A 21,526-nucleotide genomic window follows, 5' to 3' on the forward strand; every position below is an offset into this window, starting at 1 on the left:
ACGAAGCGAACGCTACAGCGGCCGCACCCAAATGTTTCGGTACTCGACCGGGCTGCCGTGTGCTTGGAACATCAGCGGCATCTTGTCAGGGTGTGCGACGTAGGGAAGGGCCTTGTTGTGCCGTGTCGGCCCGAAGATCTCGGTGTTGTTTTGAATCAGCACACCGTTGTGAAAGACGGTGATCCTGGCCGGCGAAACAATGGTCTCGCCATCAAAGACCGGCGCAGTGAAAGCGATGTCATACGACTGCCATTGTCCAGGCTTTCGGCAAACGTTCACCAACGGCGGTGATTGGCCATAGATCGCCCCAGCGGATCCATCGGCGTAGATCTCACACGAATAGGAATCAAAAACCTGCAGTTCATACTTCTGCATCAGAAAGATCCCGCTATTCCCCATGCTGCCCGGCTTGCTTTTGTTGGGCTCCGGATCTGGGGTTCGCCATTCGACGTGCATCTGGATGTCACCGAATGCTTCCACCGTATTCAGGCCGCCTTTTCCGGCGATCAAAAGCCCGTCGCGAAACTTCCATTGGTTGTCACGAAATTGATCCATGGACGTTCCGTCGAACAACACGATGGCGTCCGACGGCGCGCCAACCTTGGCTTCCGCTGATAAGCACGGCGGTTCAACCCGCTCGGGTTGACTGCGGTCGGGCTGGTGAACGGTGAAGCCGGTGTCCGCGATCGATGGCAGGCCGTGGTGGCCAGGGAATTTGTAAAGGTGAAAGCCTTCTTCCGCGATCGCAGTGGGAACGCAGGCCAACAAAGGCACGAAAAAAATGGGCAATCGCATGGCAGCAATCAATCGGCAGGATGACGGTGGGAAAGAGCAGGTGGGATGACACGCTTTCAAATGACGCCGCGTGGGAACAGGCGATGGCAAGAAATTGCCGCGTTGATGCACGACGGTACGTGGAATGTGTTTGGTAAAGAAGTGTTTGGAGTTAAAGCGGACGAATCTTAATATTGCGAAAACGGACGCGGCTTCCGTGATCCTGGATCAGGATGTGGCCTTCGGCCGCTTCGCCATAGTTTTCAATGTCACATGACTTCGACTCGGCCACTCTTTTGCGAAAGTCGTCGCCACCACGTTGGTACTGAACGACTTTGACGCCGTTTAGCCAATGTTCAATGTGGTTTCCTTTGCTGATGATCCGGCTGTGGTTGTACTGGCCCAACGGCATCACGGTTTTGTTCTTCGCGGCGTACAGTTCATAAGCGGACCCAACGGTGCGAAAATCACCGGGTTTCATTTTGCCTTTCAGCATCCACGGATGGTTTGCATCGTCCAGGATCTGATACTCCAGACCGATGCCGTGTTTCGGGTTCTCATCCAAGCCTTCCAGCACAAAAATTTTGACGCCGGAATTGCCGCCAACGCTGTCCATCGCCCAGTCCCAGGCCAATTCAAAGTTGCTGTATTTTTTGACGGTGATGATGTCTCCGCCGTTGCCCGATTCAGCCCCATCGTCGGCGGCGCATTGCAGTTCACCCGATGCGATCACCCAGCCCGCGGTGGGAAAGTCCGGGCGATTGATGCCTCGCCAGCCAGTTGACGTGACACCATCAAAAAGCAATTGCCAGCCGTCAGCCTTCTCTTGCTCGGAAAGCGTGTTCGCGGGGGCTTCGCCAAACGTCGCCACGGCACCCTGCGTCAGCAGAAAACACAGTGTCGCGGCCCAGCGAACCAGCAGATGGCGTGTATCGGTCATGCCGATGATTGGGGGCTTGGTGACTCGGATCCTGTACGTCGAACTTGATAATGCTGACTGTACGTCAATCGAGTCTCATCAGACACCGGCAAATACGAAACCAGTTATCAATATTGCGCAATTTCGGTGTGGCTGATCGAGCCTCGCGTCAATTGGCCGCAGCTCTTTTACGCAGCGTGCTGCTTGCGATAAGCCGTTGGTGTTTGTCCGGTCGCCTGTTTGAACTTCAGTCCCAAGAATGCGGCCGATGAAAAACCCGTGCGCTGTGCAACCATTTCGATCGGGTACGCTGTCTCCACCAACATTTCTTTGACCAGTCGCAATCGCTCGCGAACGATCTGGTCGTTGATGGTCGATCCCGTTGACTTTCGAAAACGAATCTCGGCCATGCGGCGGGACATGCTCATCTGGCCAACCACGTCGTGCACCGAAATTTGTTTGGGCAACTGGTCGCGGATAAAGTAGAGCGCGCGTCGGACCGCTAAGTCTTGCACGGCAAAGGTATCGGTCGATAAACGCTGGATCGTGTACAGCGGTTGGGAAATGATTTGTTGGCCCGACGCGTCTTCACCACGCATCATCCGATGCAACAACTCCGCGGCGCGATACCCTGCCTTTTCGTTGGCCACTGCGATGCTTGACAGTGGGAACTCGGCCAAGTCGCAAACCATTTCATCATTGTCAACGCCGACGACCGCGATCTGATCGGGGACGGCGAAACCGCGGTTCAACGCGCATCGGATCACTTCTTGCCCACAATCATCGTTACAGGCAAGGATGCCGGCGGGGCTTCGCAGCGATTTCAGCCAGCGTTCAATCGCGGCTTCACGTTGTTCGACGCTCAGCCGGCGTTTGCGGCGTGGTTCTTGAAACCAGTCCACGTCGATGTTTTCCGACTTGGCGTGTTCTGTAAAGCCTTTGCCCCGGTCGTCCGACCAGTACATATTCGCGTAGCCACAGAAACCAAGGTTGCGAAAGCCCAAGGACAACAGATGCTCCGCCGCGATCTTTCCGATGGCCCGGTCATTGGACTGGATCGTGGGGATCTCAGACGGCAGTTCGCCGATGCCTTTCATGATCAGCGGAACATTCTCAGCGATCAATTGCTTCATCAGGCCGGCATCATCGGTGTGGGCAATGATCCCATCGACGGGACGGCGGCGATCCGCCCGAACCTCCGCTCGGTCTGGTTTCAAATAGAACGCCGGTTCTTGGATGAACGACCACGGACCATTCGCCCGCGCGTACTTTGAAATCCCGCGCAGCAGGCTCTGCCCATATCCCCGCGACGTCTCAATCAACAACTTCACTCTCAAAATCGTCATCGTTATCGAAAAAGGGGGTCATCGAAAAAGGGGGTCAGGCCTCTTTTTGGGTTTCGGGACGGTCGATGGATACCACCGATGTGAGCGAAAACGCCAGATCGCGGCACGCGGAGCGAGCAGAAAGGAACGCCTGGACGCTGAAAAGAGGCCTGACCCCTTTCTGTGGCGGCGGTCGTTAGCGTGGCTTCAGCTGGGAGATTAGGAAGTCCGTTGGTGTCTTGTGTTGGACGTCGGGGGCACCGGGGTAGGCGAGTTCGCAGTGGACCCCGACGGAAAGGCAATGTTCTTGCAGCTTCACACCGAAGTTTGATGTATGCGTGGGGTCTTTTTGGTTTTGGCCGATCGCTGGCGGGCGCGAGTACGTCAGATAGACGCCAGGGTCGTCCGGGCTGACCAGTGCATAGGGTGAATATTCCGCGATCCACGGCATGATCGAATCGCGACCGTCCAGGAAGGCTGTGAAATTGGCAAAGCCGAAGGCGTGGCCGCCGTATCGGCTGTTGGGCGTCCAGGCTTTCATCTGCTTCGGATCGAGCGTTGTTTGGGCTCCGGTCACAGCCGCGCACCACAGTCGCGTCGATTCGCGAGCCACTGGATCATCGCTCTCTGGATCCGCCATGTCGTCATGAAAGGCGATCCACAAACTCGAACAGGCCCCGGCCGATCCTCCGGCGGCACCGATTTTTTGTTTGTCGATGTTCCACTCACCTGCTTTGCTGCGGATGAATTGCAGAGCCCGGGCGGCGTCATGAAGCGGAGCCTTTACCGGTGGTTTGATCCCCTGCGCCGCGGCCTGCTTGACATGACGATAATTGCACGCGGCGACGGAGATGCCGGCGTTCAGCAACGCACGGGCGTCCGCAAATCGGTGCAACCGTTCTTTCGATCCGCCCTGCCATCCGCCTCCATGAATCACCAGGACCAGCGGAGTCGCCGTATCCGATTCTGCTTTCCAAAAATCCAGCACATGCCGCGGGTGGTCGCCATATTTCACCTCGGAAAATGTCGGCTCAGGAACCGATGCGTCATAGCTTTCTGAGGTCTTTGTTTTCTCGGTCTGGGCAACCGACTGACTCGGTGGAAACGTCAAGCAAGCAAGAAGCACAACGAGTATGCACGGTGATGATTGGCTCATGGATGTGTTTCCGTTGGGGGGAGGGAGGGAAGTTGGATCGCAAGGATACCTGTGCCCGCCACCGATTGCACGCGCGCGAGTCACGGGCCACTGCTCCCTTGAAACCCGCCCGACCCGTGCAAGTGAATGGACCGATCTGAACACCATTGAGTCTGTCCGGTTTATGGCAGGCGGGCTTGATCGGTGCGGCGATTTGCCATCTGTCGTTGGGGGATGTCAGGATATCAAATGACGATTGGGTTACAGATGCAAGCGGTTTGCGAATACGGCGGGGGATCTGCGTTGTCCGGTTCCGTCGACTTTCAGGTTGCCATTGGCGAGCCGGCTCAGAAAAAAAACGATCCGGCGCCAACGGCAAACAAGACGTTGGGTGATGGTAAGCTCGTTGCCTTGGTGCGTGGGAATTGCGGATGGCATGGTTGGAACGCTATTGCCAACATGGGTTATGTGATCGTTGTCCGGAATCACAACATTCGTGTCGCATTTCCTCGACAGCGAAACAATTGGAAGAGGTGGCTGTGCAAACTTCACTCAAACGTGGTGACATGGGAAGTGTCGGCGGTGGCTGTCATCAGCGGTCGCTGTTGCCGGTGGGACCCATGATCAGGCGTTGGTGCTTTTCGGCCGGCTTGTTGGGCCTTTCGGCAATTTTGATCGCAGGATGTGAGGAGCCACGTTCTGGCGTGACGGACGGGGAGCAACCGATCGTGGTGTTCACGAGCATTGTCCCTCAGGAGTTCTTGGTCCAGCGAATCGGAGGGAAGTATGTCGAGGTCCATGCGCTCGTTCGACCGGGCAGCAGTCCCGCCACTTACGAACCCACGCCGCGCCAGATGGCGGCGTTGTCCGACGCAAGACTCTACTTCCGAATCGGTGTCCCATTCGAAAACGCGTTTCTATCGAAAATCGAAACGACGATGAAGCGTTTGCGCATCGTTGATACTCGCAAAGGCATCGAATTGAGGGAAATCGCGGGGCATTCCAACCGAGGAAGCGGCGCCACCGAGCACGACGCTGGACGCGATCCGCACATTTGGCTTAGCCCGTGTTTGGCGAAGGTTCAGTCCAGGACCATGACAAACGCACTCGTTGAAATCGATCCAGAGCACAAAGAAATCTACGAAGCAAATTTGGCCGAGTTGTTGCAAGAATTGAACGCACTTGATGCTCAACTTGCTGCCACGCTGGCCCCAGTACGGGGCAAGTCGTTTTTGGTCTTTCACCCGTCCTGGGGCTACTTTGCAGACGACTATGGATTGATACAAGAGACGGTGGAGGTCGAGGGGAAAGAGCCCAGCGCCAGGCAGCTATCGCACATCATCGAATTAGCCAAGCAGCGCGACGTACGCGTCGTTTTCGTGCAACCTCAGTTCGGTCAGCAGGCGACCGGTGCGGTCGCCAAAGCGATCGACGGTGCGGTGATTCCCATTGATCCGTTGGCTGGTGATTACATTGATAACCTGGAGGTGGTCGCGGATAAGATCCGGGCCGCGCTGGAGGCACAAAAGTGAATTCGAAGTGCTCAGGATTGCAGGACAGCTCAATCGCACTACGGTTCAAAGACGTTTGCTTTGCCTATGATCGCGAGGAAGTCATCCATAACGTGGATTTGGCGATCCCCGAAGGTAGTTTTGTTGCGGTGGTGGGGCCTAATGGGGGCGGCAAGAGCACACTGATGAAGCTTGCGTTGGGGCTTTTGCGACCGGACCGGGGGCATGTCCGTGTGTTCGGCCAAACGCCGGAGCGTTTGCGATGTCGCGTTGGTTATGTTCCACAGCATCTTCGTTTCGACGCGGCCTTTCCTGTCAGTTCGCTCGACGTGGTGCTGATGGCGCGATCCGATCGGCACTGGTTCGGGCCCTATCGACAGGAAGATCGTCAGAAAGCCAAATCAGCATTGCGGCGAGTTGGAATGGCGCATCTTGCCGATCGAGGATTTTCGCACCTGTCCGGTGGAGAGCGACAACGCGTGCTGATCGCACAGGCATTGGTCTCGGATCCTGACATGATTTTTCTGGATGAGCCGACCGCCAATGTGGATGCCAGCATGGAGCACGAAATCTATGAACTTCTACGAGAATTGAATCAGCACAAAACGGTGCTGGTAGTCTCTCACAATCTGAACGTCGTCACGCGACATGCATCGCATCTTGCGTGCGTCAATCGGACCGCATCGTTGGAACGGATCGGCGCATTGACCGAGCGGCAGCTACATCGTTTTTACCGTGGGGACATGACGGTGTTTAAGCATGGCACAGATTGCCACGTTTTGGATGCCAGTAAGGCGATGCGTGAACCGCATCACGGCACCGCGGAGGGGTAAAGATGAACCTGTTTTGGGAGCATCTGTTTCAGCACGCATTTTTGCAGTACGCATTGATCGGTTCGCTGCTTGCTTCGGTCGCATGTGGCATCGTCGGCAGCTTTGTGGTGGTGCGACGGACGACTTACGTGGCTGGTGCAATTGCGCACTGCGTTCTCGGGGGCATGGGAGCGGCGCGGTACCTGCAACGTGTTCACGATGTTTCCTGGGCAAGTCCACTGCTTGGTGCAACCGTTGCGGCGGTGTTGGCGGCATTGATTGTCGCTGCGATCACTGTTTGGGGACGGCAACGTGAAGACACGGTTCTGTCGGCGATCTGGGCGATCGGTATGGCCATGGGGATCTCGTTCATCACCGCCACGCCGGGGTATTACGAAGACTTGATGAGCTATTTGTTCGGCAACATTCTAATGATCGGTGCCGCCGACCTGTGGAGTATGGCGATCCTGGACGCGGTAATCCTCAGTCTGATGCTGTTGTTCTACAACAAGTTCTTGGTTATCAGCTTTCAACCGGAGCTTGCACGTTTGCGAGGCATTCGCGTTGGGATGTACCAAACGTTGCTATTGGTTTTGATTTCGTTGACCGTGGTGCTTTTGACCCAGGTGGTGGGGTTGGTGATGGTGATCGCACTGTTGACTTTGCCGGCAGCCACTGCGTTGCAGTTTGTCGGCCGTCTTTGGTACGCCATGGTTTTCGCCTCGGTGTTAAGTCTGCTGGTTACCGTGGGCGGTATCGCCGTCAGTTATGGTCCCGAACTGCCGGCCGGTGCCACGGTGGTTGAACTCGCCGGCGGTGCGTATTTGCTAGCGATCGTCGGTAAATGGATCGGCGGCCGAATGCGAATCACGCAAGACTCTGTTATCGCTTGACGATCACCATGACATGATGTGGGTATCGTCAATCGACAACACCACGAACTCGGCACCCCACCGCCCTCGAAAAGGGGTCAGGCCTCTTTCTTTTCCGCAGAGACCGTGGTACGCTTGCAATATGCCAAGACCACCAAGAGCTGACGAAGCGGGCGGGCTCTATCACGCCCTGAATCGCGCCAACATGCGCGCCGAAATATTCAAGAAGCCGGAGGACTACGAAGCCTTTGAGCGGATTCTTGCCGAAGGCCTGGAGTTGTGCGAAATCGAGTTGTACAGCTACCAGCTAATGCCGAATCACTACCATCTGGTTCTGCGGCCATTGGTTGATGGCGAAATGAGTCGATTCATGGGCTGGGTTGGTGGCACGCACACCATGCGATACCACGCCCATTACGGCACCAGCGGGATGGGGCACTTGTACCAGCAACGTTACAAGAGTTTTCCGATTCAGGATGACGAACACTTTCTGGTCGTCTGCCGCTATGTCGAGCGAAATGCGCGACGCGCTGGCATGGTTCGCAAAGCCGAGAACTGGCGTTGGGGCTCGCTGTGGCGTTGGTTGCAAAAGCCCGAACCCGAACCAAAGCTGCTGTCACCGTGGCCGTTGTCTCGATTGCCTCGCTGGGCTGATCGTGTCAACGAACCGCTGACCGAGAAAGAGCTGGAAGCCGTCCGCCGGTGTGCTCATCGAGGGGCGCCGATGGGCGACGAAGGTTGGGTGGAGTCGATCGCCAGAAGGTTGAATTTGGAGTCAACGCTGCGACCGCGGGGGCGTCCACGCGTTCACAAGCCAGAAAAAGAGGCCTGACCCCTTTTAGGGCCGCTGACCCCTTTTAGGGCCGGGACGCAACGCGGGGCGTTGCGTTTTGGAGTTTGCGAGGATGTGGACATCCGTGGTCAATTGGGTCAGTCTTTTAGGCCGTCGATCGCAACGACGGATCCGACGGGCTTGTCGAATTCTTCACCCAATTGAGAAACATACAAACGATTGTCGGGACCGAAGGTACACGCCACGGGGCCACTGAGCACCACGCCGGTTTCTTTCACTTCGGCATCGTCGTCTTCGCCGAGCGTCGCGATCAAGATGCGACCGGAGTTGGTCTGGTTCAACGACCAATTGTTTTCAGCCACCGCGAACTTGTTGCCGCTGATGTGCGCCAATCCCATCGGGTTGATGACGCCGGGCAATGACCATTGGTCGGTGGGCTTTTGGGTTGTCAGGTCCCACTTCACGATCAAGCCATCCGCTTCGCCGCCTTTGCCGGAGTACAGCACGTACAGCGTGTTGTCGTCGGCGACAACGGTTTGCATCGGTGAATTGGTTTCAATGCCGTTCTCGTCGGCCGACAACAATGGGGTGAGTTCCTTGGACGCAATGTCCGCCGACAACACCCAAGATTTTCCGTCGAAGCCTTGTCCACAGACATAGGCGGTGGTGCCGTCTTTGCTGAGGCTCATGCCGGTCAAGTTGCCTTCGCCCTTGTCGGCCGGATCGTCCGATGTCGGAGGAACCGCGTTGGTGGCCGTGCCGGATTCTGCTTTGCCCTTTTCGTCAAAGAACAGCAAGGTCTCTTCACCGTCGCCTTTACCGGCATCGGTCACGATCAGGGTGGAGCCTGACCAAACGGCGGAAAGAGGCCCGACAGCGTACCACTTTTGGCCTTCGTCGTTGGACTTCCAATGTTCGGTGTCAAATCCGGTGACGTAGTTGGTCGGCTTATTGTCTTTCAGGACGACCACGATTCCGCGAGCATCGCAAACGGTGAGTTCACCTTCAGGGCTGAAGCTGACGCTGGATGGATTGACCAAGCCACGCAGCACCGTTTGAACGCTGGTTTCGGCGTTGACCGAGTTGCCGAGACTTCCGGCCAAGCCGGCGACCACGACCATGCAGGACGGACGAAGAAATGAGGTGAGACGTGAAAACATGCAGTGCTTCTCGTTATTTCGGCAGGGATTGATTCAGATGTACAGACGGATGGCAATTGCACAACGCCTGCATCGATAGGAGACATTCCAACGGATCTTACTTGTAAGATGAACCCCCCGTAGAACCCAGTCAGGTCGGGTTCGATTCAAATGCCGATGGCTGCCCACCGCAGTGATTCGATCGCGTCAGCAGATGATCGCAGTCATGGCGGCCGGCAGAAAGCGAGGTCCCGCCTCCGTTGCAGATCAGTTTTGTGCGATCCAGTTTGCCCAGCGTGATTGGACGTCCTTCGCAGAGAACGTTTGTGAAGAAACAACGATCCTATAGCGAAGGGTGCGTGTTTCTTCAGCGGCGATCGTTTCGCCGGCGTCAAACAGGACCGCCGGGCTGAAGTAGGGCATCGACGGTGTCACGTACCATTTGGTCGGCGAAGAAAAGTTGTTTGGATGGTCCATGAACAAGAGGCTGCCAGCGGAGTCGTGCTGGAAAATCATCCACGGCGATGCCTTTCCGTGACAATGCAATCCCGATTGGCCATCGGCGTTGAAGAACGATCCGGATTGCATTTTCGCATTCATGCGAATCGATAATCCGGCATAACCGCCATACGTTTTTCCGCGTGGTTGTCCGGCAATAGGAGTTCGGTCGAGAGTGAGCGCGGTTTCCGATGCGCTAAACTGACTGGTCCAGTCGATGTGATATTCCGGCGACTTTTCGGGTGCCGAGATTGCCAACGTGCGGGATTCGGTCATCACGGGTGACGCTTCGCTGTACGGCGCATAGGCCAGAGTCTGTTCGATAAGTAAACCGCCGGACGGGGCGGTCGATTGTCGGGTGGAAAGTAGACGAGTTTGTCCGTCGGATTGTCCGGTCTCTCGATTTTCTTCCCAGTAATTAACGCCGTCGATGAACTTCCACGAAAACCATAGGCCTCGGTGCCACGGGTGGTCCTCGGGGCGCAGGTCAGTGAATGGATCACGACCGATCGCCGCCAATGGATGGAAGTACGGTTTGCCTTCGGCCGGGTTGTGATGGTATCGCCAAAGGGTTTTCCCATCGAACTGGCACTCCGTCGATGTCTGCGTCGAAACAATGCGACAACTCGCCGATGGCGTCGTGCTGGAGGACTGGTCCAAGATTCTGGCTGCTGCATCGCGGCTGAGGTTCGGATTGCCGTCCAGGTGCAGGGTTTGAAGATTCTGCAGCTGTTTCAGCGGTTCCAGGGAAGCGTTATCCAAGCTACATGACGAAAGGTTCAGGATTTGCAGTTTTGAAAGAGTCGCAATCTTTGCGATGGCACCTGGCGGCAGAAAGTTCTCTGGCAAATCCAAACGTTTTAGCTCGCCACACTGCGCGATCGCATCGAAGGTTTCGTCGATGAGAAAGGTTTGTCTCAGCCCCAGTGTTTCCAGATTCGCGGGGGCAGCCAATGATTTTAAAAAGGTGCCGGTGACCGGCATGTCGCGAAGCATCAGCGAACGCAAAGAAGGCAGGCGGCTGACGAACTGCAAGGCCGTGTCATCCAGTGCCGCACATCGGGCGAAGCTGAGTGCCTGCAATTGACCAGCGATGGGGGCCAACGCCTGAATTCCCACGGCATCGATCGATGCGTCTTCGATGGTCAAGTTCGAAAGCTTGTCGATGGACGCGATCGAACGCATGCTTTCGTTGTCGATTCCGTATCCGCCAAGCTTTAGGTCTTTGAGGTTGGCGACGTCATGAAGGGCATCGAAATCGCGACCGCTAAGCCGACTGCACAAACGCAAGTCCAGCGCCGCAAGCTTGGCAGCCGTGGCCAGTGCGTCGAGCGAGGGGCCGTCGATCGGCAGGTCAATCAGTGAAAGGTGGGTCAGGTTGGGAAGCGAAGCAATCGCTTGCAGCTTGGAAACGCCCGGCGTGTTGCGAAGCGTCAGTCGGCGAAGATCGGCGAGTTTCGCGATCACATCAGCGACGAAGTCGTCATCGATGCGAACGTCTTGCAGGGACAGTTCCTGCAGCGAAGAAAGCGAACGAATCTTGGCCAAGTCTGCTTCGCTTAGCCCCGGTGCCCGCAGACGTAGTGAAGTTAGCGTTTTGCATTGGATCGCGGCGTCAAAACCTGCCTGGTCGGCGGATCCGCGATCCGCAGCCAAGTCGACCTTGATCGGCCGACCCTGGTCGTCCAGTTCCAGGTGGCCGCCGCAGTCTTCGATCGCTTGGCGAATGGATGCGATGTCCGGCGGCGTTGCGGCATCCATGCGGATTGCCAGCTGGGTCAACCCGGCGACGCAAACCGCCAAGGCCGTGATCAATCGTAGGCCTGAGCGTCGCATCACGCGTCTCCCGTGGGCAACGTCCATGGGCCACGCATCGCGCGGGACAGCATGGCCGCGGCACGCTGGCTGGGGTTCACCAGTTTCTGTGCTTTCGGGTCCCATGTGATCTTTTCGCCGGTGCGAACGGCAATGTCACACAGGTGGCTGATGATGTCGCTGCGGACGGCGTCGTTCAGGTTGGAGACTGCGGCGTTTGGGTCGTCGTTTTTCACCGCTTGGATGAAGTTGGCTTGATGATGATTGCTGACCACCAGTTGGTTTTGTTCCGGGGCCAACGATTGTGTCAGCAGGCCGGGATCGCTGGCGGCGTTTCGGTCCTTGGCTCGCGCGACATCGATCCAACCGTCTTCGCCAATGAACTTGGTGCTGTCGGCTCCGGGGCGAAACGTGACCGGAATGTCGCCCAGTTGGATCTTCATGTCCCAGTTATAGACGCAATCGTATAAACCATCGGATGGGATTTCGCCCGTACCTTCGACGACGATGGGGCCACTAAGATCGGCATCGCATCCCCAGACCATGATGTCCAGCGGATGAGCCCCCCAGCCGGCCAAGTAGCCGATCGACTGGTCATAAATCCAATAGCTTCCCGGCGGCTTGCAGCGGTCGACGGTATAGGAGGTCATTGGTGCGGGGCCGATCCACATTTCATAATCCAGCCCGTCGGGAACATCCGATTCTTCGGTGATTCCGCCTGCGCCGCCGTTGGGACAGACGACTTCGATGGATTGAATTTTTCCGATGGCTCCGCGACGCACCTGTTCGCATCCTTGACGGCAATGAGCCAGGCTGCGTTGTTGGGTTCCGTATTGGAAAACGACGCCTTGTTCGTTGAAGACCTTTTGGCAGGCAAGGACTTGGTCAATGGACAATCCCAGTGGTTTTTCCACATAGGCGCTTTTGCCGGCCTGCGCCGCCATGATGGCGATGGGGACGTGCCAGTGATCGGGGGTGGCGACGACAACCGCATCGATGTCGTCACGAGCCAATAGGTCACGAAAATCTTGGTAAGATTCGCCGCCGATGACTTTCGCGATCATGTCGCGTCGGTCGCGATAGCAATCTGAAACGGCAACGCTTTGAGCGTCGGGGACACTGCGGATTCCGTTCAAAATTCCTCGTCCCCGCCCGCCGACGCCGATGTGTCCGACGGTGATGCGGTCGCTGGCCGGTGGAGTGTTCGTGTCACCCAGCGCGGTGCTGGTGATCACATACGGGGCGGCCACAGTGGCGGCGGTGATCGCAGTGCTTGCTTTTAGAAAATCACGACGTGTGGGTGACGTGTTCTGCTTGGTCAAAACCTTTTGAGACTTCATGGGGGTGCTCCGTCGGGATTCGCGTCAGTTTGGCGGGGGATGAAGGTGGGGGAGTCTGGGGCGAGGGGATGCCTCAATCGGCGATACCACATTGCCGCAGATAATCGACGCTGCGTTGCAGGATGTTTTCGTCGCCGATGATTTCCAGCGTGGAAGATTCGATGGATGCGTCTTTCAGAGCGTCACAAACGCCACGAATGTCGATGACACCATCGCCCAAAGCGATCGTTGAGAACCCGCAGCCGAACATTTCGCCGCGTTTGGGTTCCCACTGGGCTTCCAAATCTTTCCAGTGGACGTGATAGATTTTGTCGTGGAACGTTTTGGCCATTGCCACCGGATCGGCACCGCCAAGCCATGAGTTTCCGGTGTCCAGATTGATTCCCAACGCTTCAGGGTTGCCCAAGCGGTCGATCACATCTTGCAAGCCTTGGATGCTGTCGGTAATCGGACCGTGAGGTTCCAACAACACGCGGACGCCGTAGTCGGCCGCCATTTTTAGCGGCGTGTATAGTTTTTCAGCGACGACGAAGACCTGTTCGGCATGGCTGAGACTTTTTGCCCAATCGGAACGCGGGTCCATGTCCGTCGTCACCACATCTTTGATGCCGATCGCGGCGGCGAATTGGATGGCTTTGATAATTTCGGATGTCCCGAAGATTCCCGGGTTGCTCGGTTCCAACAGTCCCGCGTGAGCGCAAACGGTTGACGGTACAATGTCATACCTTTCGAACAATCGCTTCACTTCGAACGGATTGTCATCCAGGCTGACCGTCGGCGAAAAACCCGCGGTGCCCAACATACTGCCGCCCGCATTGGTGTCGGTGATGTCGGCACAGTCAAAGCCCATCGCTTTGGCGCGTTGCAGTTGAACTTCCACGCTGGCGAAAGGTTCGATCAATAGAAAGACACCGATTTTCATCGTCGGACTTTACGGTTGAGGGGTTGGGGATGGATCGTTCGGGGAACCCGTTGGCATCGCTTTGCCTGTTGCCGCCCAATAGGTTCCGCGTCGCAGCAGAGTGCCAAAGCCAGGCGTGTCCATCTGTTTGGCGGCGTGGCCCAACAACAGCGTGAAGCTGTGGCCGGATCCAAACGCATCGGCCAACGCGACCGGTTCGAATTCGCCGGAACCGCGGTTGCGAGGATCGGAATAGGCGGATGCCAAGACCGTCACACCGTCTTGGATACCGGATCGATGCCACAGTTCGTCATGGATTGAAAAGTCGTCCATGCCTGCAGTGATCGGATGGTCGCTTGCATCGATGCGTACCACAAATTCGTGTGGCGGACCGTGGCCGGTTTGCCCCGCTTGCCATGTCGCCAGCGTCAACTTTTGATATTCGGGCCAGTCGGCAAACGATGATGATCCCGCGTGAACGACGACGTGTCCGCCACCGTTGCGAACGAAGTCCAGATAGGCCTTGCGAGTCTGCGGGGGCCAGTCGCCCGTTGCCCTATCGCCGCGGCCAAACGTGTTCCAGTTGCTAAGAATGACTTGGTACGGCTGTAGCCGATCGCCGGTCAAACGTTGTGGTTGTTCTTCAATGGTGACATCGAACTGACCGTCGGCTTCCAGGAGGGTTTTCAGCTTTGGTGTGGTCGTTTTCCAGTCGTGGTTGTTGCGTCCGCTGATCAGCAACACACGGATCGAATCGCTGTCGGGTGTGTCCGCGTGGGCGTTCGCGGCCAAGGACGCCAGCAAGCACAAGAGGATCGGCAGAGAGTGGATCGGGGGCATGGTGACGATTTGCCGTTGCCGTCGATTGGGATTTTCTGAACGCGCGGTTTTGATCGCCGGCTGTAATCAACGCCAGCGTGATGGCGGAGCATTTTAACGGTCGGATCCGCGCGTTAGAGTGCGATTTGTTTCACTGAAAGAAATTGAACTGATGGTTCGGCCTGATGAGTCCGCGGATACCGATCTACAAAATTCAAGACGCGACCTATCGTGCGGATTCCTGTCGGCGATTGATGGAGGCTGCTGAAGCCGATCAGATTCAGTTGGATGCCGTGGTGCACGGGCATTATCCCGGTCGTCGATTACCCAAAAACGCGCTGCCGGGCTTGAAGGCGTTGGGATATTGGGACGCCGCGCATCCGCAGTCTTGGGGCTTGGATTGGCATCAAAACGAAGGCATCGAGCTGTGTTTGTTGGATCGCGGCCAACTACAGTTTGCGGTGGAAGGTCAGGCGTTCACGCTGCAGCCGAATGATTTGACCATCACGCGTCCCTGGCAACGACACCGCTTGGGCGACCCCAACATCGGACCCGGGCGGCTTCACTGGGCGATCATTGATGTTCAAGTGCGACGACCACACCAAAGTTGGAAGTGGCCGGACTGGGTCGTTTTGACGCGGGAGGATTTGCAAGAGCTGACGGAATTGCTGCGACAAAATGAGCAACCGGTTTGGCATCAAGCCAGCGATGTCGGCCAGTGTTTTGGACGCATCGCTGACATATTAGGACGCTGCGATGCGGACGGTTCCATCGACGTGTCTTGGTTGACACTGTTGATGAATGAGTTGCTGTTGCAGATTCTGTCGCTACTACGCAGTCGCGATGTGTCGATGGACGCGAGCTTGGCGGACACGCAGCGAACGGTCCAATTGTTCTTGGATGATCTGCGACACAACCGCGATCACTTGGCGGAACCCTGGACGATCAAGCTGATGGCCGAGGCCTGTGGGTTGGGCATCACACGCTTCACGGATTACTGCCGTCGCCTGACCAACGCAACGCCCGTCCAACATTTGAACGCGTTACGGTTGGATGCTGCGGCAGATCTGCTTGTACAGAATCCAGGTTGGAGCAATCGTCAGGTGGCGATCGAATGCGGATTCAGTTCGCCCCAGTACTTTGCAACCGTGTTTCGTCGCCATTTCGGCTGTTCGCCACAACAGTATCGCCACCTCGATCAGGACGAACGACCGCAGGCAGATGTCGCGAATTGACACTTGCTTTCAAGACGCCGGTTCGAATCATCACGTTACAATGTGCACCCGGAAGCTACGCGGGCCGATAGCGTGCATGGCTGTGGAAACGTGCGAACGTAGATCGCGCGGATTCATCAGGTCGACGCAGTGATTCGTCCCGTCCGGTCCTGGCGTCCGACTAGTGGTTTTCCGCCTGAACCGATTCGAAGACACGTGACGACCTGTCTTGCATTCCAAGTCAAATGATCGACTGATTCATCGATGTGCCGCGCTGCTGTTTTATCGCTTGTCCTGATTTCTTTTGGGTTTCCTTGGTCGCGTTCCGTGGTTTCGTTCGGAGCGGAGACGGTTTTGTCTGGTGGGGCGGACCCGACGATTGTGTTCGCGACGAATGCGAAATCCGAGAAAGGCTACTACGTGGTCTCCACGGGGCGAGGAATCAATCTGTCCTATTCGCGTGACTTGAAATCGTGGACCCGACTTGGGCGTATCTTTCAACAGGATGTGCCAGCGTGGGCGAAGAAAGAAGTGCCGAAATCGAAGGCAATTTGGGCCCCCGATCTGACTTTCCACGATGGCCAGTATTATCTGTACTACTGCGTGTCCAGTTTTGGCAGCCAGCGATCGGTCATCGGCTTGGCAACGAACCGCTCGATCGATCCAAGTGACCCCGAATATCATTGGGTGGATCACGGAAAGGTGATCGAATCTCATCCCGGGCGTGGTCATTACAATGCGATCGACCCGGCACTGGTGGTCGACCAGAAAGGACGCTGGTTTCTGTTTTTCGGATCGTTCTGGTCTGGATTAAAGGCGGTGGCGATTGATCCCGAAACGGGGAAGCCGCCGGCGAATGCGGAAATGGTTCCGATCGCCGCACGACCCCGACATCGGGCCCACGCGATTGAAGCCCCGTTCGTGATCTTTCGTGACGGATACTATTACCTTTTTGCATCCTGGGGCCGATGTTGTGATGGTGCCAAAAGCAACTATCAAGTCGTCGTCGGCCGATCCACCAATCCGTTGGGACCCTACGTCGATGTTGACGGACGTCCAATGTCCGATGGCGGTGGCACCATCATCTTGTCCAGTTCCCAGCGATATCGAGGGCCGGGGCACAACAGCGTTTTAACCACCGACGACGGCCAGTGGATGGTCCACCACACCTATGATATGCAGCATCTGGACGCCCATCGAATTCTTCAAATTCGCCCGATGAACTGGACGGCCGACGGTTGGCCAAAAGTGGGACAACCGCTGACCGGTTCGTTCGAGTGATTGGCTAGTATCGTTTCATCAACGAAAGTTGTTGATGGCGCAAGCCGCACTGGCATTCCAAGAAAGCAAACCGAGAAAGTGTATCAATGAATCAAGATTATGGCGGGGAGTGGATTCGATTGGTTTGCATCGCAGCGATAATCGTTTGCGGCACGCTCGGCAGCGATTCGACCGTTACGGGGCAATCGGCAGATCCCGCGATTGTTCATGCGTCGATGGGCCCCTTGACGGTGCATCGATCGAACCCTCGATTCTTTTCCACACCTGATGGACGCGCCGTTTGGCTGACCGGATCGCACACGTGGGCAACGCTGCAGGAACGCGGGATCGAGGGGGAAACACCAGATTTTGATTACCCGCGATACCTGGATTTTATGCACCGGCACGGTCACAACTTTCTGCGGCTGTGGGTGTGGGAGCACGCCCAATGGATGCAGTTTGTCGATGCTGATGTACCCATTCGCTATACGCCATCGATTTATCAACGCACCGGTCCCGGGAATGCCTTGGACGGCAAACCCAAGTTTGACCTGACCAAATTCAACGAGGCGTTTTTTCGACGTCTGCGAAACCGCGTGCAAGAGGCCCAGCGACGCGGCATTTATGTCAGCGTGATGTTTTTTCAAGGGTTCAGTGTCAAGAAAAGACCGGCATCGGCCAACAGCGGAAACAACTGGCACGGCAATCCTTTTCATAAGGCCAACAACGTCAACGGGATCAATGGCGATCGTTCGGGAAGCGATACCGGCCACGATTTGCACACGTTGGCAGACCCTGCCGTGACAAACCTGCAAAAGGCTCATGTCCGTCGAGTGATCGATACGTTGAATGATTTTGACAACGTACTGTGGGAAATCGGCAACGAGTTACCGATGCCCTCCAAAGAATTCCAATATCACATGATTCGTTTCGTTCGTGAATATGAATCACACAAACCGAAGCAGCACTTGATCGGCATGACGGGAGCGCCGTTGGGGACAAAAAAACTGATGGGCAGCGACGCCGATTGGATCAGTCCCGCGGGTGCGATATGGATGGGAAATCCGCCGGCCGCTGACGGCGAAAAGGTCATGGTGGTGGACACGGATCATTGCCGGGCGCTGCGGTACGACCCCGATTGGGTCTGGAACAACCTGACGCGAGGCAACCACTTTATCTTGATGGATGAGTATTTGGATTTCCGTGCGGGATCACCCAAGACCCCGGACCCGAAATGGGATCACACTCGGTCGGCGATGGGGGCCGCTAGGCGTTTGTGCGAACGCTTGGATCTGGCCACGCTGCGCCCCCAGTCCGAATCGGCATCCACCGGGTTTTGTCTGGCTGATCCCGGCCACACTTGGGTCGTCTTTCAACCGAAAGCACGGGCCACCACGGTCCAAACCGGCCGCGGGCGATGGCATGTTCAGTGGATCGATCCGGTGACCGGAGTCCCGTTCGGCGATTTGGAGGCCAAGGCCGCCGACGGAGCGATCACCGTGACGTCGCCCCGATCGGGAGCGACAGTGTTGCTGGTGACCAAGGCCCACCGCTAGGCATGAAAAGCGAATGCAGCGACGGGATTCGCCGATTGGCGGGAAGGCCAGGCTTGGTCTGCATGCCGCCGTGTAACGGATCGGACTATTGCGCCAAGGCTGGTTCGCCTTTGGTGTCGATGGTGATCACGCTGGCAATGTCATCGGGCGCCGTCGAAGGCAGGTCAATGACCATCATTTGACCATCCCGTTTCAAATTCAATGTCGTTTCCGGAGATGCCAACAGCGAGACACGCCGGACTTCGTTAGACAACGCTGGGATGGTCAGTTTGCCATTGCTGGGCCAATCAAACACGTGCAAGTACAGCGTGCCGTCTTTGCGTGTCACGCGGCCCCAGCCGGGTCGGAAGAGTGCGGCCTGGGTGCCGTGGATGGATTCTCCGTTGACGCTCATCCATTGGCCAATGGCACGCAACCGGTCGACGCTGGCTTGAGGAAACGTTCCATCCGCCTTGGGGCCGATGTTCAGCAAATAGTTGCCTCCTTTGCTGGTGATGTCGATCAAGTTTTGGATCAGCCGCTGGCTGCTTTTCCAGTTCTTGTCGGACGTTTTGAATCCCCAGGTGTCGTTCATGGTCATGCAGGATTCCCAGTCACTGTCGACGCCGGTTGCGGGAATCTCCTGTTCCGGGGTGCCGAAGTCGCCGGCAAACGAACCATCTTGGGTGAAGCCCGACATTCCTTTGCGACCAGCACCGACGCGGTTGTTGACGATCAGTTCGGGGTTCAATTCCAGCAGCCATTGATACAGTTCTTGACCATCCTGGTCGGTCCACCAACTGGGCCATTCGCCGTCGAACCACAGTACGTGCGTCCGATAGTCTTCGACCAGTGTTTTTAAGTGCCCTTTCATGTAATCGACGTATTGTTGTTTTTGTCCGTCGATCATTTGGGTCGGGTTCCAGACGGGACGCCCGTTGTTCATCTTGGCCGGTTTTTGAGACGGGTGGTGCCAGTCCATGATCGAATAATAGGTGCAGAACTTCACACCGTGACGTTCGCATGCGTCGCGTAGATCGGCCAGAATGTCTTTGCCGTACGGGGTCGCATCCACCACGTCGTATTGGCCCGCGGAATCAAACAAACAGAATCCGTCGTGGTGTTTGGACGTGATGACGATGTACTTCATGCCCGCATATTTCGCGAAGCGGGCCCACGCATCGGCATCGTATTGCTGGGGGTCGAATTGGGGAGCAAACTTTTCGTATTGTGCACGTGGGATGTTCGCACGGCTCATGATCCATTCGCCGATTCCTTTCACTTCTTTCCCGTCGTACTTGCCCGCCGGTACGGCATACAGTCCCCAGTGGATGAACATCCCGAATCGGGCGTCCCGCCACCAATCCATGCGAGAATCATCGGGGGATGCGGCTGTTGACGGGATCGAACCACCGGCCAGCAGGACGGCGACAAGGAAGGCGACCAGGATGCGAAGGCGCAATGGAAGGCGTGACGATTTCATGGCAATTCAGTTCGTCTTGGCAGGAGGGAATGCAAGGCGGGGGGACCGTGTTTCGGCCATCGTATCCGACCGAAGCGAAAAGTGGGGGCGTGCGTCAATTCGACGCGAGTGTCGTCCTGTCAATCCAACTCATTGGACGCGACGCGAGCCAAATAGATCGCTTGGTAGGGCGAGTTTTCTCCGGCTTCGTAAAGACACAGAATGGTTTGGTCCGACAAGACGGCCAGGTCCGAATAGGCGCTCGGGCCGGAATGCAGAACGATCTGCTTCGGCCAAGTCGCTCCTTCATCATGGCTGGCGCGAAGCGTCATGTTGACCCGCTTGTCGGCACTGGCCGGATTGCTGAACAGAATTGTGCCGGGTTGATCATCGTGGGGCCAACGCAGACGCTCCGTAGCGGCTTGACAGATCGGTTCGACCAGCTCCGGTGCAAACGTCTGGTCGAACCAGCTTTCGCCTCCATTGTCACTGATGGCGATCTGTCGTGTGGTTCGGTTGCGGTCATAGTTCCGCATGTTCAGCATCAATCGACCGCCGGACAATTCGACGACTTCGCATTCATTGACGTCACGTTTGGGGGTGCGTTCGCCTGCCTGCCAAGTGTTACCGTTGTCGTCCGAATAGATCGTGTGCGAATACTTGTGTTCCGTTTCCGCTTCCATGTGGTCGCACGGGATGACCAGTCGCCCGGCATGCTTGCCGTGCTTGATTTGAATGCCGCTGCCCGGGCCAGTGGCGTACCAAGTCCAGGTGTCTGATTTCACATCATCGGTGATGTCGGTCGGCGTGGTCCAAGTGAGACCGTGGTCCAGCGAATGGCTGAGGTATACGTGGCGAGTGTCTTCACTGGTTTGCCGGATGATTTCACGTTCGGTATCACGGCCAAGGTTCCATGTCAGCAACAGGCTGATTTTGCCTGTTTGCCGATCGACAACTGGGCACGGATTACCACAAGTATTCGACTGGTCGTCCCATAAAACCTGCAGGTCCGACCAGGTGACACCGCCGTCGGTGGAACGCTTGTAAACCAAGTCGATGTTGCCGCTGTCGCCACGACCGGCCAAGCGTCCTTCGCATAACGCGATCACCGTGCCATCGGTCGCGACGCACAGCGACGGGATACGAAAGGTGTGGTAACCCGATTCGCCGGCTTGGAAAATCGCTTCGCCACGTGGCGGTTTCGATTCCGCTGGCGTGCCATCGTCCGCGCTGGCTTTGGAAGCGTGGGATGTGGCGAAGGTAATCAAAACAAATGCCAACCCGAATCGAAACAGATTTTCGTTGACGGGGGATCGGCGAACCAAAGCAGAATGAAACGAGTTGCGAAACATGGCGGGGACCGTTGGCGGGAAGATCAAGCTAAGGAGACGGGGCACCGGTC

General features: G+C 56.6%; 18 protein-coding genes. 7 read left to right on the top strand and 11 right to left on the bottom strand.

Features of this window, described 5'->3' with window-relative positions:
- Positions 1-12: 12 nt before the first annotated feature.
- The 4 genes from HFP54_RS17210 to HFP54_RS17225 all read right to left on the bottom strand — a co-directional run bounded on the left by HFP54_RS17210 (position 13) and on the right by HFP54_RS17225 (position 4,174).
- Positions 13-795 carry a 3-keto-disaccharide hydrolase gene (locus HFP54_RS17210; RefSeq protein WP_168566106.1) on the bottom strand — a complete coding sequence of 261 codons (783 nt, stop codon included), beginning with the start codon at positions 793-795 and terminating at the stop codon, positions 13-15.
- A gap of 151 nt (positions 796-946) precedes the next feature.
- Positions 947-1,714, bottom strand: a complete 768-nt coding sequence (locus HFP54_RS17215; RefSeq protein WP_168566107.1) for a 3-keto-disaccharide hydrolase — start codon at positions 1,712-1,714, stop codon at positions 947-949.
- A 167-nt stretch (positions 1,715-1,881) separates the two neighbouring features.
- On the bottom strand, positions 1,882-3,039 hold the full coding sequence (locus HFP54_RS17220; RefSeq protein WP_168566108.1) for an AraC family transcriptional regulator: 1,158 nt from the start codon (positions 3,037-3,039) through the stop codon (positions 1,882-1,884).
- 175 nt (positions 3,040-3,214) lie between these two features.
- Positions 3,215-4,174, bottom strand: coding sequence for an alpha/beta hydrolase (locus HFP54_RS17225; protein WP_168566109.1), 960 nt, complete (start codon positions 4,172-4,174; stop codon positions 3,215-3,217).
- A gap of 518 nt (positions 4,175-4,692) precedes the next feature.
- Here HFP54_RS17225 and HFP54_RS17235 point away from each other — a divergent pair.
- The 4 genes from HFP54_RS17235 (at position 4,693) to HFP54_RS17250 (ending at position 8,180) form a co-directional block, all read left to right on the top strand.
- Positions 4,693-5,685, top strand: a complete 993-nt coding sequence (locus HFP54_RS17235) for a metal ABC transporter solute-binding protein, Zn/Mn family (RefSeq protein ID WP_206036274.1) — start codon at positions 4,693-4,695, stop codon at positions 5,683-5,685.
- Positions 5,682-6,497 (top strand): metal ABC transporter ATP-binding protein, encoded by an 816-nt coding sequence (locus tag HFP54_RS17240; RefSeq protein WP_168566112.1) that lies wholly within the window; start codon positions 5,682-5,684, stop codon positions 6,495-6,497. Before HFP54_RS17235 ends, HFP54_RS17240 begins: the two co-directional genes overlap by 4 nt.
- A gap of 2 nt (positions 6,498-6,499) precedes the next feature.
- Complete coding sequence (locus tag HFP54_RS17245) at positions 6,500-7,369, top strand: metal ABC transporter permease (RefSeq protein WP_168566113.1); 870 nt, start codon at positions 6,500-6,502, stop codon at positions 7,367-7,369.
- A 121-nt stretch (positions 7,370-7,490) separates the two neighbouring features.
- On the top strand, positions 7,491-8,180 hold the full coding sequence (locus tag HFP54_RS17250; RefSeq protein WP_168566114.1) for a transposase: 690 nt from the start codon (positions 7,491-7,493) through the stop codon (positions 8,178-8,180).
- A 98-nt stretch (positions 8,181-8,278) separates the two neighbouring features.
- Here HFP54_RS17250 and HFP54_RS17255 read toward each other — a convergent pair whose 3' ends face one another.
- The 5 genes from HFP54_RS17255 to HFP54_RS17275 form a co-directional block, all read right to left on the bottom strand.
- Complete coding sequence (locus HFP54_RS17255; protein ID WP_235951982.1) at positions 8,279-9,301, bottom strand: hypothetical protein; 1,023 nt, start codon at positions 9,299-9,301, stop codon at positions 8,279-8,281.
- 246 nt (positions 9,302-9,547) lie between these two features.
- Positions 9,548-11,614, bottom strand: a complete 2,067-nt coding sequence (locus tag HFP54_RS17260; protein WP_168566115.1) for a DUF6807 family protein — start codon at positions 11,612-11,614, stop codon at positions 9,548-9,550.
- Complete coding sequence (locus HFP54_RS17265) at positions 11,614-12,933, bottom strand: Gfo/Idh/MocA family protein (protein ID WP_168566116.1); 1,320 nt, start codon at positions 12,931-12,933, stop codon at positions 11,614-11,616. Before HFP54_RS17265 ends, HFP54_RS17260 begins: the two co-directional genes overlap by 1 nt.
- Positions 12,934-13,006: 73 nt before the next feature.
- On the bottom strand, positions 13,007-13,855 hold the full coding sequence (locus HFP54_RS17270; RefSeq protein ID WP_168566117.1) for a sugar phosphate isomerase/epimerase family protein: 849 nt from the start codon (positions 13,853-13,855) through the stop codon (positions 13,007-13,009).
- A 9-nt stretch (positions 13,856-13,864) separates the two neighbouring features.
- Positions 13,865-14,674, bottom strand: a complete 810-nt coding sequence (locus HFP54_RS17275) for a ThuA domain-containing protein (protein ID WP_168566118.1) — start codon at positions 14,672-14,674, stop codon at positions 13,865-13,867.
- A 164-nt stretch (positions 14,675-14,838) separates the two neighbouring features.
- On the opposite strand from HFP54_RS17275, the gene HFP54_RS17280 reads away from it, so the two are divergent.
- From HFP54_RS17280 to HFP54_RS17290, 3 genes are all read left to right on the top strand, one after another.
- Positions 14,839-15,888: an AraC family transcriptional regulator gene (locus tag HFP54_RS17280; RefSeq protein WP_168566119.1), complete on the top strand. Its 1,050-nt coding sequence runs from the start codon at positions 14,839-14,841 to the stop codon at positions 15,886-15,888.
- 243 nt (positions 15,889-16,131) lie between these two features.
- Positions 16,132-17,148, top strand: a complete 1,017-nt coding sequence (locus HFP54_RS17285; protein WP_235951983.1) for an arabinan endo-1,5-alpha-L-arabinosidase — start codon at positions 16,132-16,134, stop codon at positions 17,146-17,148.
- Positions 17,149-17,234: 86 nt separating this feature from the next.
- Entirely contained in the window at positions 17,235-18,683 is a 1,449-nt protein-coding gene (locus HFP54_RS17290) for a DUF6298 domain-containing protein (RefSeq protein ID WP_168566121.1), read from the top strand.
- Positions 18,684-18,768: 85 nt separating this feature from the next.
- Here HFP54_RS17290 and HFP54_RS17295 read toward each other — a convergent pair whose 3' ends face one another.
- Positions 18,769-20,145, bottom strand: coding sequence for an alpha-L-fucosidase (locus HFP54_RS17295; protein ID WP_168566122.1), 1,377 nt, complete (start codon positions 20,143-20,145; stop codon positions 18,769-18,771).
- Positions 20,146-20,264: 119 nt separating this feature from the next.
- Positions 20,265-21,476, bottom strand: a complete 1,212-nt coding sequence (locus tag HFP54_RS17300; RefSeq protein WP_168566123.1) for a sialidase family protein — start codon at positions 21,474-21,476, stop codon at positions 20,265-20,267.
- Positions 21,477-21,526: the final 50 nt, after the last annotated feature.

Source organism: Crateriforma spongiae, from assembly GCF_012290005.1.
In the GTDB taxonomy this organism is placed as follows: Bacteria; Planctomycetota; Planctomycetia; order Pirellulales; family Pirellulaceae; genus Crateriforma; species Crateriforma spongiae.

Bases quoted from the DNA above. Each gene is read 5' to 3' on its own strand.
- HFP54_RS17215 (WP_168566107.1), bottom strand. From the start codon at position 1,714: ATGACCGATACACGCCATCTGCTGGTTCGCTGGGCCGCGACACTGTGT.
- HFP54_RS17285 (WP_235951983.1), top strand. From the start codon at position 16,132: ATGTGCCGCGCTGCTGTTTTATCGCTTGTCCTGATTTCTTTTGGGTTT.
- HFP54_RS17260 (WP_168566115.1), bottom strand. From the start codon at position 11,614: ATGCGACGCTCAGGCCTACGATTGATCACGGCCTTGGCGGTTTGCGTC.
- HFP54_RS17290 (WP_168566121.1), top strand. From the start codon at position 17,235: ATGAATCAAGATTATGGCGGGGAGTGGATTCGATTGGTTTGCATCGCA.
- HFP54_RS17280 (WP_168566119.1), top strand. From the start codon at position 14,839: ATGAGTCCGCGGATACCGATCTACAAAATTCAAGACGCGACCTATCGT.
- HFP54_RS17265 (WP_168566116.1), bottom strand. From the start codon at position 12,933: ATGAAGTCTCAAAAGGTTTTGACCAAGCAGAACACGTCACCCACACGT.
- HFP54_RS17255 (WP_235951982.1), bottom strand. From the start codon at position 9,301: ATGTTTTCACGTCTCACCTCATTTCTTCGTCCGTCCTGCATGGTCGTG.
- HFP54_RS17250 (WP_168566114.1), top strand. From the start codon at position 7,491: ATGCCAAGACCACCAAGAGCTGACGAAGCGGGCGGGCTCTATCACGCC.
- HFP54_RS17210 (WP_168566106.1), bottom strand. From the start codon at position 795: ATGCGATTGCCCATTTTTTTCGTGCCTTTGTTGGCCTGCGTTCCCACT.
- HFP54_RS17300 (WP_168566123.1), bottom strand. From the start codon at position 21,476: ATGTTTCGCAACTCGTTTCATTCTGCTTTGGTTCGCCGATCCCCCGTC.
- HFP54_RS17225 (WP_168566109.1), bottom strand. From the start codon at position 4,174: ATGAGCCAATCATCACCGTGCATACTCGTTGTGCTTCTTGCTTGCTTG.
- HFP54_RS17220 (WP_168566108.1), bottom strand. From the start codon at position 3,039: ATGACGATTTTGAGAGTGAAGTTGTTGATTGAGACGTCGCGGGGATAT.
- HFP54_RS17275 (WP_168566118.1), bottom strand. From the start codon at position 14,674: ATGCCCCCGATCCACTCTCTGCCGATCCTCTTGTGCTTGCTGGCGTCC.
- HFP54_RS17245 (WP_168566113.1), top strand. From the start codon at position 6,500: ATGAACCTGTTTTGGGAGCATCTGTTTCAGCACGCATTTTTGCAGTAC.
- HFP54_RS17270 (WP_168566117.1), bottom strand. From the start codon at position 13,855: ATGAAAATCGGTGTCTTTCTATTGATCGAACCTTTCGCCAGCGTGGAA.
- HFP54_RS17295 (WP_168566122.1), bottom strand. From the start codon at position 20,145: ATGAAATCGTCACGCCTTCCATTGCGCCTTCGCATCCTGGTCGCCTTC.